This is a genomic window from Acinetobacter sp. F16 (assembly GCF_052712855.1).
The window spans coordinates 61450-72481 of sequence record NZ_JBRATK010000013.1; the positions used below are offsets into that span (position 1 = coordinate 61450).

The following is an 11032-nucleotide window of genomic DNA, read 5'->3' on the forward strand; positions in this document are numbered from 1 at the left end:
TCTGAGCCAAATTTATCCCTGTTGCACTTCATCTAAGAATTTAGGTAATAAAAAACCTCCTATAAAAAGGAGATTTTTTATTGGGTTTCTCAATTTTTAATTAGCGTTCACGTAAGGCTTCTTGCGCTTTATTGAACGGTTTAATCAGATAATCCAGCACCGATTTCTGTCCGGTTTTAATATCCACTGTGGCCACCATACCCGGGGTAATACTGAATTGCTTACCGGCTTTATTGGTTAATTTATCGGTATTGGTTCGAATATAAACCCGGTAATAAAACTGGTCCTGCTTCACTTCATCCCTAATGGTATCTGGCGAAATAGTCGTCACCTTGCCTTTTAATCCACCATAAATGGAATAATCATAAGCCGTGACTTTAACCAGGGCTTCCTGACCAGGATGAATGAATGCAATATCCCTGGGTGAAATTCGCGCTTCAATCAATAATTTCTCATCCAAAGGAACTATGGTCATGAGCTTGCCATTTTGTGGAATCACGCCACCAATGGTCATGACATCAATTTCCTTGACGATACCGCGCATGGGTGCCTTGAAAACCGTACGGCTTAAAGTATCCGACTTCCCTCTCACCACTTGTTGCTGTGTTTCTACATCGGTATTAGCTTTGGATAATTCTTCACGCGACTTCACATAATACTGATTGCGAATATCGTTCATTTGATTACGAAGATTATTGGCTTCACGTTTTAGGCGTAACACTTCCACTTCACTGGCAGCACCTTTAGCCACAAGCGGCTCGGTCATGCTCAGTTCCTGCTCAATCAAACTTAAAGCCTGACGTAGACCTGCCATGGACTCATCCAGATTGGCACGGCGTGAATTATAAAGTGCGGTTTCTTCCTTCACCAGTTTAGTGTCTTTTAACACTTCCTGAGGAAAAGAAAGCAGTGTTCCGTTCACTTCAGCTCTTAAACGTGCTGAAGTTGCGCGTGAAGACATCAGTAATGAAGCCGATTCTCCAACATTGGATTCCAGTCGAGTCGGATCAAGCTGAGCCAGGATCTGACCCTGTTTAACAATTTCACCTTCACGGACATTCAACTTGGTTAGAATACCGCCCTCAAGAGACTGAATAGTCTGCTCTTTTGAGGAAGGCACAACTTTACCTGTTCCGGTAGAAACTTCTTCAAGTTTAAAGAACCATGCCCATAGCAATAAGGTGACTAAACCCAAACAGATAATCCAAATAAATAAACTAGCTTTGGGTAAAGGCGGTTCAAGCTCAGTGACTTTGATGCTACTTTTTAGATTCTGTGATTTCGCGCTCATGAATTAGCTCCTGCAACCTGACGTTGCTGTGGCTGATTTTGATTGAGAATCTGATCACGCGGTCCATCCATCACGATCTTGCCATCATTGACCACAATAATTCTGTCCACCAGCTCCAGTACTGCACGACGATGCGTCGCAACAATCATGGTGCGTTGACCAAGCCATAATTTCAAATGGTCAATCAGTTGTTTTTCCGATACATCATCAATCGATGCCGTTGGCTCATCCAGCAACAGAATATTCGGCTGGCGAATCAGTAAACGCGCCAGTAATAGTGCCTGTTTCTGCCCACCAGAAAAACCAACGCCACCTTCAAGAATCATATGATCCAAGCCTTCTTTTTTCTCCTGCACAAAATGAATTGCACCGGTAATTTTCAAAGCATTCAATATTTCTTCATCACTGGCCAAAGGCGCGCCAAGGGTCAAGTTTTCACGCACCGAACCAAAGAACAAATGCGCATTCTGGTTCAGTAATCCCATATCACGGCGCACATCTGAGGGATCGATTAAGCCCAGCTCAACACCATCAAGTTTGATTTTGCCCTGAACAGGAGTTTGCATGCCTGACAACAATTGCAGTAGTGTCGATTTACCAGCGCCATTGCGCCCAAGAATGGCAATTTTTTCACCTGGTTTGATTTCAAGTTTTGGAATCATCAGGCTTGGCTTTGGATCATCCTCGCCATACTTGAAGGTCACGCCCGTTAATTCATAATGACCATTTAGTGCCGGACGATGAATCAAATGGGCATGCTCCGGTTGGTCCACCGGTTTTTTCATCAATTCATCCAATCCATTTTTAGCTACTTTGGCTTGCTGCCAGCGGCCCAGCACACCGGTAATTTGCGCAATCGGACCCAGCATGCGTGAAGACAACATCGAACAGGCCACCAGAGCACCGGTGGTCATGTCACCTTTCATCACCGCAAAGCAGCCCACCAGCACCACAATTGCAAAGGTCAAACCCTGAATTTTCTGGGTCCAGGCATTCATAACCCCCACAATTTTACGTTGACGCATTGAAACATCCGCAGATGATTCATTCATGTGATTCCACTGATTCTGGAATCTGGCTTCAGCACGCAATAGCTTGATATCTTCAATGCCTTGGACTGCTTCCACCAGCATCGCATTACGGACTGCACCTTCGCGCATGCCTTCACTGGCCAGTTTCGCCAAAGGTTTTTGTGCCAAAATTCCAGGCAGAATCATTAAAGGTACAACCAGAAGCATCACCCAGAACAGGTTGCCACCAATCAGCCAGAAAATTCCCAAAAACAGCAGAAAGAAAGGTAAATCGGCAATCGCTGAAATTGTGGTGGAGGTTACCAGTTCACGTACACCTTCAAGCTCACGAATCTGTGAAATAAACGTGCCTGTAGATTTGGAGCGTTCACTGTTTTTAATTCTTAAAGCATGACCAAAAACCCGGTCCGATATTCTTAAATCTGCACGCTTGCCAATAATATCTGACAGGTAAATTCGTGCGACCCGCAAACTGAATTCAAAAATTGCAGCAATCAGTACACCACCGGCCAGTACCCATAAAGTGGGAATGGATTGTGCCGGAATCACCCGGTCATAGACATTCATGGAAAAAACAACAGTCGCCAGGGCCAGAATATTGGCAATCATGGAGCCAAACATTACATCGACATAACGTTTCCAGTCACGTAATACAATGGTCCAGAACCAGCTGCTTTCATAAGGTTTGATGTATTCGTCCACCCGCGCATCTGGCACGGATTTTTCTGGTCGAAGAATATAGACATGACGAATATTGGACTGCAGCACATCCAGGGTTAAAGTCTGCGCAAGCCCCTGATCACCACTCAGCTGGATATTGGCATTGCCTTCAGCATCGACCTTTTCAACAACCCCGACCTGACCATCATGAAATTCCACGACAACCGGAAGACGCCACGGATTGATTAAATCTTGAGTGAATGCAGACTTACGCATACTCATGCCGACCTGACGCGTAATCAGTGCCAGAATGTCATCAATATTCTGGTTAGGATTCCAGTCTAGCTGTAAACGGATACGTTCTTCAGAGGGCTCTATACGATAATGTTTGGCAATCGTAAGTACCGCTTGAAGCCAAGGCTGATAATTGTTTTTATTATTCATGGCTGAATCTCAAACCCCTGAATTGGAATATTATTAAGATCATAGAGATCACGAGAACGTCCTGTAACCGTAATGTATCTCACAATTGCATCATAAATGTCGTAACGTGCATTTTCGATTTCCTGAGCTGCACTGTGAATGGACTGTTCTGCATTGAGCAAGTCAACCGCGGAACGCGTCCCGAGTTTATATTGCTCCTGATACAGCTCTCGGGTACGAATTGAGGTTTCCTTGCGCGCCATCAGAATAGTCATTAGATGCTGCTTATTTTCGATTTCTTCACGTAATACCCGGATTTCATCGAGCACATCCAGATAGACTGAATTGACCTTTGCTTTTGCAGCTTCCTCGGCATAACTGGCAGCGCGGGTCTGGGATGCTTTTGCCCCTCCCTGATACAAATTACTGCTCGCTTCCAGCATGATCGAGTTATACATCCCATCATCTTCATTATTATTGGGATTACGGCCATTTAATGCCTGACTGAGTGAACCTTTAACACTCAAAGTTGGATAGTTAGTTAATTTTGATTGTTGCTTTTGAAATTTGGCAACTTCGATCTGTGCCTGTGCCGCAATCATGCTTGGAATTTGGTTAAATTCTGGATCACGGTATAAATCGGAATCCCTCACCACACGCTCTGGAATAGCCCAATCCTGACCGGTCACATCCGCACCCAATAATGTGCGTAATTTCTGCTGAAATTTTTTCAGCTGCGTTTGCTGCACCACTAAATTGGCCTGTGCAGCTTCTAAATTTGCACGTGCCTGAACGGGGTCAGCCTGGGTACTAATCCCCGCCTGTGCTCTTAAATTAGCAATTTCTGCAATGCGTGAAATGCCGTTAATCTGCTGCTGTGCAATTTGGGTGATTTCCTGATAGCGCTTAATATTCACAATCGCATTGGCAGTTTCATAGGCCACATTATCGATGCTTAGCAAAACATTGGCCTGTTCAGCCGCAAGCTTTGCCTGTTCAATATCCACCCCACTTTTAACCTTGCCAAAATCGTAGAGCATTTGCGTGGCATTCAGACTGATCAGCTGGCGTCCACGTTCACCGGAACTTAAGTCTCCCGTGGACAATCCGCCTGAAAGCTGAGGATAATACCCGGCTTTGGCAACATCAATATAAGCACCCTGTCCAGCTAAAACCGAAACGCTCTGTGAAACATCCGGACTGCGCTGTAATGCCCGAAGAATGGTTTCATTGAAGCTTAATTGGCTAACAGGTTGATACATCGGTTTATTTTTAGAGAAAGCCAGTGTCCGACCAGAGCCCTGTATTACAGGCAATTCTTGAACTTTTGAGGTATCTAACTGAAAGTTACTGAGGGTGTGAATATTGGCTTTATTATAGTTTTCATCAGGTTTAGGAACAAAAATTTGACTGATCCCAGACTTGACCGATTGCATAAAATCTTTTGAACCGTCTGCATGTGCATAGTTTATATGTAAAGGCATCATACATATCAAACACTGCATGCTCCGCATATATAGATTTTGCCGCAAAACTACTTTAGATTGATTTTTTAACATCATTTGAGTGGCAATTACATTTAATAAATATTTTAACGCATTTGGTAAAGAATACGTCCACTTTTGTAAAATAATTGTTATTTTTTATAATTATAACGTTAGATGATCTTGTCATTTATTAATAACAAAATCATCTTTTATTTTGTTTATTTTTAAACCATAAAATCTTCACCGAGATAAACCTGGCGCACCGTTTCATTTTCAAGCACTTCTTGCGGTGTTCCCTCAGCAATTACCGCACCTTCACTGACAATATACGCTCGTTCACAAATCGCTAAAGTTTCGCGTACATTATGGTCGGTAATCAATACGCCAATTCCACGATCTTTTAAGGTACGAATAATATCTTTGATATCACCTACAGAAATAGGATCGACCCCGGCAAACGGCTCATCGAGTAACATAAACTTAGGATCCGCAGCCAAGGCACGGGCAATTTCGGCACGACGACGTTCACCACCCGAAACACTCATGCCTAAAGAATCTTTAATATGGGTGATTTTAAAATCAGCCAGCAATTCACTTAAACGCTGTTGGCGTTGCTGTTTGTTTAAATCCTTACGGGTTTCAAGAATCGCCATAATATTTTCAGAAATGGTCAGTTTTCTAAAAATAGAGGCTTCTTGAGGTAAATAACCAATCCCTTTGCGGGCACGTTCATGCATGGCCAAATCGGACAAATCCAGATCATCTAAATGAATCTCGCCTTTATCCATTCGGACTAAACCAACCACCATGTAGAAACTTGTGGTTTTACCGGCACCGTTTGGTCCAAGTAACCCGACAATCTGCCCACTTTGCATCTGGAAAGAAACGTCCTTGACCACCCATCTTTTACTATAGTTTTTCGCCAGATGTTTAATACATAGGGTTTGCGGTTGATTTAGCGATTGATCCATTAATCACGTGCTCCCGGGAATGATTTTGAACTCGAAGGTGGAATCACAATTTGGACACGACCTGAAGATGAACCGGTGTTATTCGGGGTACCTGTCGCCTCAATATCACCCTTATTCATACTATATTTCAAAGTATTACCACGAATACTTGCGCCGTCTTGCTGTAACAATGCGCTGCCAGACAAGGTGATAATGCCGGTTTGGGCATTATAGAGAATCTTTTGTGCCTGTCCTTTGGCTAACCCTTTATTGACATCCACTTTTTGCTGAAAACGTGCAGGGCCACCCGTTGCAGTAATGGTGCTGATTTCTTTTTGACTGTTGAGATTGGCAACAATTGAATTGGCTTGCAATTTCATGGTGCCTTGCTCGATGATGACATTACCGGTATAGGTCGTCACACCGGTTTTTTCATTATAGGTTGCACGGTCAGCTACTAGGGAGATAGGCTGATTTCGGTCCGCAGGAATTGCAAATGCCGTTGCCGATGAGAATACAACCAAACCGACTAAAGCTGCTTGCTGAAGCAAGGTTTTAGAAAATGTAAGCTTAAGATTTTGGTTCATATTTTCCTCGAATATTAAAAAATTCGTATTGACCGTTATTTAAATTGGCTTTCAGACCTTGGCTTACAAATTCAGCTTGCGGAGATTGCACAATTACTTGTTTATTAGTTTCAATTTCACGAGTTTTAGGATATCCCGTTAACTCTGTGGTTCGAAATTGCATTTTGCCTTGTTGCATCAACTTAACCGCCAACACATCTCCAGACAAAACAACCCGCTCATTATCATCATAACTATTTGCGACTTTGGCATAGAAAGTGGCATCGACTGCGCCATTTGTATACATAGACGCATTTAGATTAGTGAGTTTTGCGGTTTGTTTTTGCATGTCCTGTTCAAGACGATCGACCTGAGCGCGGACATACAAATTACCGTTATCATCGGTTTGGGTGAGATTAATTTTCTCAGCGGAATAGGTCATACTCCTTGCTGAATCAACCTCAAGTTTATTGCCCTTGCCGCTGTAATAGTAATAACCACCACTTATAGCTGCAATTGCTATAGCAGTTAGGTATAAAACTTTTGTATCCATAAGTGTGGTACTTAACTCAAATTAAATGAATTATTTAACTATTAATGTGGGACAGACGTATATTTTTCAAGAAGCGTTTCGTAAGCCCCTTTAGCCATTAAAATCATATCGCAGATTTCGCGTACCGCGCCGCGCCCACCCATTGCCTGAGTCACCAGGTCTGCACGACGACGCACTTCAACATGACCATTCGGCACGGTAACTTTCATACCTGCAATGGCAAATGCAGAAAGATCAGGCCAATCGTCGCCCATATATAAACAGTCTTCTGGTGCAACATTCAATTGTGCACAGGCTTCACGTAATGCGATGCCTTTATCTTCACGGCCTTGAAAAACCAAGTCTACACCCAAGTCAGACATGCGCTTTTCAACAATATTGCTGGTACGTCCAGTAATGATAATGACTTTGACCCCGGCTTTCTGTACAAGTTTCATACCCAAGCCATCACGAATATCAAAAGACTTGATTTCATCTCCTGTATTGGTGAGTGTCACAAAACCATCACTTAAAATACCGTCGACATCAAGAACTAAAGCTTCAATATGACGCGCTTGTTCTAATAAAATATAAGATGCCATTTATTAATTTACCCCAGCTTGAATCAAGTCATGCATACTAATGACACCAATGACTTTATTTACATCATTTACCACAACAAATTGATTGATTTTGTTTTCGTTCATTCGTTCCAAAGCTTCAACAGCACGCACTTCTTGCGAAATGGTTAAAGGATTTTTGGTCATTACTTCCGACACGACCAGGTTCACATCAAAACCTTGTTGCTTATCAATTAAACGACGTAAATCACCATCGGTAAAAATACCAAGCAGAACATTATTTTGGTCTACAATTGTGGTTAAACCTAGGCGTTTGTTTGAAATTTCGTATAAGACCTGATTCATTGGTGTATCGGGAGAGACTTTTGGTAATTCTGTCCCTTTATGCATGAGGTGTTTTACATGTAACAATAGGCGTTTACCCAAAGCACCCGCTGGATGCGACATGGCAAAATCATCTGCAGTAAAACCACGAGCATCAAGCAAAGCCACAGCCAGCGCATCACCTAAAGCCAAGGTTGCGGTCGTACTTGAAGTGGGTGCCAGACCCAATGGACAGGCTTCCTGAATATTGCCCAAGGTTAACGCCACATCTGCATTTTGTGGCATCGGACCTTTATCATCACCACTGATGGTAATGAGCGGAATTTCCAAACGCTTGATCAAGGGCATCAGCATCATAATTTCATCACTCTTGCCTGAGTTTGAAATTGCAATCAGTACATCGCCCGGTACCAGCATACCTAGGTCGCCATGCCCTGCTTCACCTGGATGCATAAAGAATGATGGAGTACCGGTAGAAGCAAAAGTTGCCGCCATTTTACGACCAATATGACCAGATTTCCCCATGCCGGTAATCACTAAGCGCCCTCGGCACTGCAAAATGATTTCACATGCATGGCTAAAACGTTCATCAATTTGCGTCGCCAATATTTCTAGCGCTTGTTCTTCTATACGCAAGGTTTCTAATGCAACTTTTTGGAAGTCTATTTGATTTGGCATATTTGGTGGGTTCAAAGTAGGTTTACCTTAACGCTATAAAGCGTTGACTCTAATCAAGCAAAAATAATTTTCGCAATTTTATCATATCTATGCAAATCGCACGTTTCTAAATGTACAACTTTTCACAAGCCTATAAAAAAAACGCTTAAAACTTTATGAATAATAATGCTTAGGTTAAGATGAGCCATCTTTTGTAAAAGCATTTTAGAAGACCTATGCAACCATTTGTTCTATACAACTCAGAGCAACGTAAAAAAGTTGAATTTGTTCCGCGTGTCGAGGGACATATCGATATGTATGTTTGCGGTATGACAGTTTACGATTACTGTCATATTGGGCATGCTCGTGTCATGGTTGCATTTGACTACATTATCCGTTTCTTGCGCAGTCAAGGTTGGAAGGTTAAATACGTTCGTAATATTACCGACATTGACGACAAAATTATTAAACGTGCCAATGAAAATGGCGAAAGCATTACGGCTTTAACGGATCGTTTTATTCAGGCCATGAATGACGATGCTGAAAATCTGGGTTGCTTACACCCTGATGAAGCACCGCGTGCAACTGATTATATTGATCAGATGCAAAATATGATCGGTAATTTGGTCAATAAAGGCACGGCTTATCCTTCTAGCAATGGTGATGTTTATTTCCAGGTTGAAAAATTTGCTAAATATGGTCGTCTTTCAGGTCGTAAACTGGAAGATATGCAAGCCGGGGCGTCAGATCGTGTCGATGTTGAAGTTGAAAAGAAACATCCGTTCGACTTCGTGCTGTGGAAACATGCCAAGGAAAATGAGCCATCTTGGGCTTCACCTTGGGGCAATGGTCGTCCGGGTTGGCATATTGAATGTTCAGCCATGTCGACTTGCTGCCTAGGCAACCATTTTGATATTCACGGTGGCGGTTCAGACCTGATGTTCCCGCATCATGAAAATGAAATTGCACAAAGTGAAGCTTCGACTGATGAACAATATGTAAATTACTGGATGCATGTAGGTTTCATTAATGTCGATGGCGAAAAAATGTCGAAGTCTTTAGGCAACTTTTTCACCATTCGCGATGTAATGGATAAATTCCATCCTGAAGTGATCCGTTACTTTATTGTGTCATCACACTATCGCAGTCCAGTAAACTTCTCGGACACTGCATTAAAAGAAGCAAAAAATACCCTTTCACGTTTCTATCATTCATTTAAAGCTTATCAAGCGGTGTATGGCGAAAAAACCGTTGAGAGCTTAGATGATGCTTTGGTTGAACGCTTTAATGCGGCAATGCGTGATGACTTCAATACGTCTGAAGCGATTGCGGTATTGTTTGAAATCAATAAAGAACTCAATCGTGCAGTAAAAGATGAAAACCAGGAACAGGCAACGCTTTACTATTCAACTTTACGTCACCTCACCAACATTCTTGGTATAGTTCAACACAATGTCGATGATTTCTTGAAATCCGATATCGGTCAGGAAGCTTTAGGCTTAACCGCAGAACAAATTGAAGATTTGATTCAACAGCGTAAAGATGCGAAAAAAGCCAAAGAATTTGCCAAAGCAGATGAAATTCGTCAGTCATTGCTTGACCAGGGTGTGGTTTTGGAAGATACCCGTCAAGGCACCATTTGGCGTCGTGCTGATTAATTGATCATTTGTAATTATAGAGAGTTGACAGTTTTGTGAAATTCTCTATAATTCACACCATTGCGGGAATAGCTCAGTTGGTAGAGCATAACCTTGCCAAGGTTGGGGTCGGGAGTTCGAGTCTCCTTTCCCGCTCCAGAATACGAAAAAGCCCTGATCATTGATCAGGGCTTTTTTTATAATAATTTTTTATAATTTTAACCTGAATGCTTTATTTCTGATTTTTAGCTCAACTCACTAAAGTGACCAAAAATAACTGAATAGACACTAGGTAAAATTTTATTAATAGTTTCGAAATCAATTCTGGCAGATTCCCCATTATATAATTTATGAAATAGGAACTTATAATAGCTGCTCCTCGAATCACATCAGCAATCTCCAAGATTTTTCTACTACTAGAATGGGCAAATTATAATAACTGTAAAATTTTTATTAAAATAGCAGAAGATCTTCATATTTACTGCATAAAAATCTGGAAAAAATAAAAATTAATCAAAAAATGAAATTTACTGCTTGCTACTCATCATAAAATACTAATTGATCAATAAAAAAACTAAAAGCTATTCTATAGAATTCAGATAGCATATAGTGAGCGTTTTACCAAAGATATTTGCGGAAACAAAACTCAATATTTAAAAGTCAGGTTTTAAACGTGAACATTATTAAATTATTATTAAAATTCAGAATAACTATTTATCAATATTACACATATTAAGCACATCCTCCTTCTCTAGGGATTAAAAATTTAAATATTTATCAGCAAATTGAGAAATTGAGAAATTGAGAAATTGAGAAATTGAGAAATTGAGAAATTGAGAAATTGAGAAATTGAGAAATTGAGAAATTGAGAAATTGAGAAATTGAGAAATTGA

Annotated in this window: 9 protein-coding genes and 1 tRNA gene; 2 read left to right on the top strand and 8 right to left on the bottom strand. The window is 41.4% G+C overall.

The window, feature by feature from the left end:
* Positions 1 to 100 precede the first annotated feature (100 nt).
* The 8 genes from ACU0NF_RS09170 to ACU0NF_RS09205 all read right to left on the bottom strand — a co-directional run bounded on the left by ACU0NF_RS09170 (position 101) and on the right by ACU0NF_RS09205 (position 8523).
* A complete protein-coding gene (locus tag ACU0NF_RS09170) occupies positions 101 to 1291 on the bottom strand; it encodes an HlyD family type I secretion periplasmic adaptor subunit (protein WP_445660911.1) in 1191 nt (396 codons plus the stop codon).
* The gene (locus ACU0NF_RS09175; protein WP_445660912.1) at positions 1288 to 3426 is read right to left on the bottom strand and encodes a type I secretion system permease/ATPase; all 2139 of its coding nucleotides are present in this window, start codon (positions 3424 to 3426) and stop codon (positions 1288 to 1290) included. The genes ACU0NF_RS09170 and ACU0NF_RS09175 overlap by 4 nt, the downstream gene beginning before the upstream one ends.
* Positions 3423 to 4919, bottom strand: a complete 1497-nt coding sequence (locus ACU0NF_RS09180; RefSeq protein ID WP_445660913.1) for a TolC family outer membrane protein — start codon at positions 4917 to 4919, stop codon at positions 3423 to 3425. The genes ACU0NF_RS09175 and ACU0NF_RS09180 overlap by 4 nt, the downstream gene beginning before the upstream one ends.
* Positions 4920 to 5116: 197 nt before the next feature.
* Positions 5117 to 5863, bottom strand: a complete 747-nt coding sequence (gene lptB / locus ACU0NF_RS09185; protein WP_131266551.1) for an LPS export ABC transporter ATP-binding protein — start codon at positions 5861 to 5863, stop codon at positions 5117 to 5119.
* Complete coding sequence (gene lptA, locus ACU0NF_RS09190) at positions 5863 to 6429, bottom strand: lipopolysaccharide transport periplasmic protein LptA (protein WP_131383585.1); 567 nt, start codon at positions 6427 to 6429, stop codon at positions 5863 to 5865. The genes lptB and lptA overlap by 1 nt, the downstream gene beginning before the upstream one ends.
* Positions 6413 to 6961: an LPS export ABC transporter periplasmic protein LptC gene (gene lptC, locus ACU0NF_RS09195; RefSeq protein ID WP_445660914.1), complete on the bottom strand. Its 549-nt coding sequence runs from the start codon at positions 6959 to 6961 to the stop codon at positions 6413 to 6415. The genes lptA and lptC overlap by 17 nt, the downstream gene beginning before the upstream one ends.
* Positions 6962 to 7002: 41 nt before the next feature.
* Positions 7003 to 7542 carry a KdsC family phosphatase gene (locus ACU0NF_RS09200; protein WP_131318798.1) on the bottom strand — a complete coding sequence of 180 codons (540 nt, stop codon included), beginning with the start codon at positions 7540 to 7542 and terminating at the stop codon, positions 7003 to 7005.
* 3 nt (positions 7543 to 7545) lie between these two features.
* Positions 7546 to 8523, bottom strand: coding sequence for a KpsF/GutQ family sugar-phosphate isomerase (locus ACU0NF_RS09205; RefSeq protein WP_131266559.1), 978 nt, complete (start codon positions 8521 to 8523; stop codon positions 7546 to 7548).
* A 215-nt stretch (positions 8524 to 8738) separates the two neighbouring features.
* Between ACU0NF_RS09205 and cysS the strand changes: the two genes are divergently transcribed.
* Complete coding sequence (cysS, locus tag ACU0NF_RS09210; RefSeq protein ID WP_445660915.1) at positions 8739 to 10160, top strand: cysteine--tRNA ligase; 1422 nt, start codon at positions 8739 to 8741, stop codon at positions 10158 to 10160.
* A 62-nt stretch (positions 10161 to 10222) separates the two neighbouring features.
* Positions 10223 to 10298: transfer RNA gene (locus ACU0NF_RS09215), tRNA-Gly, on the top strand.
* Positions 10299 to 11032 lie beyond the last annotated feature (734 nt).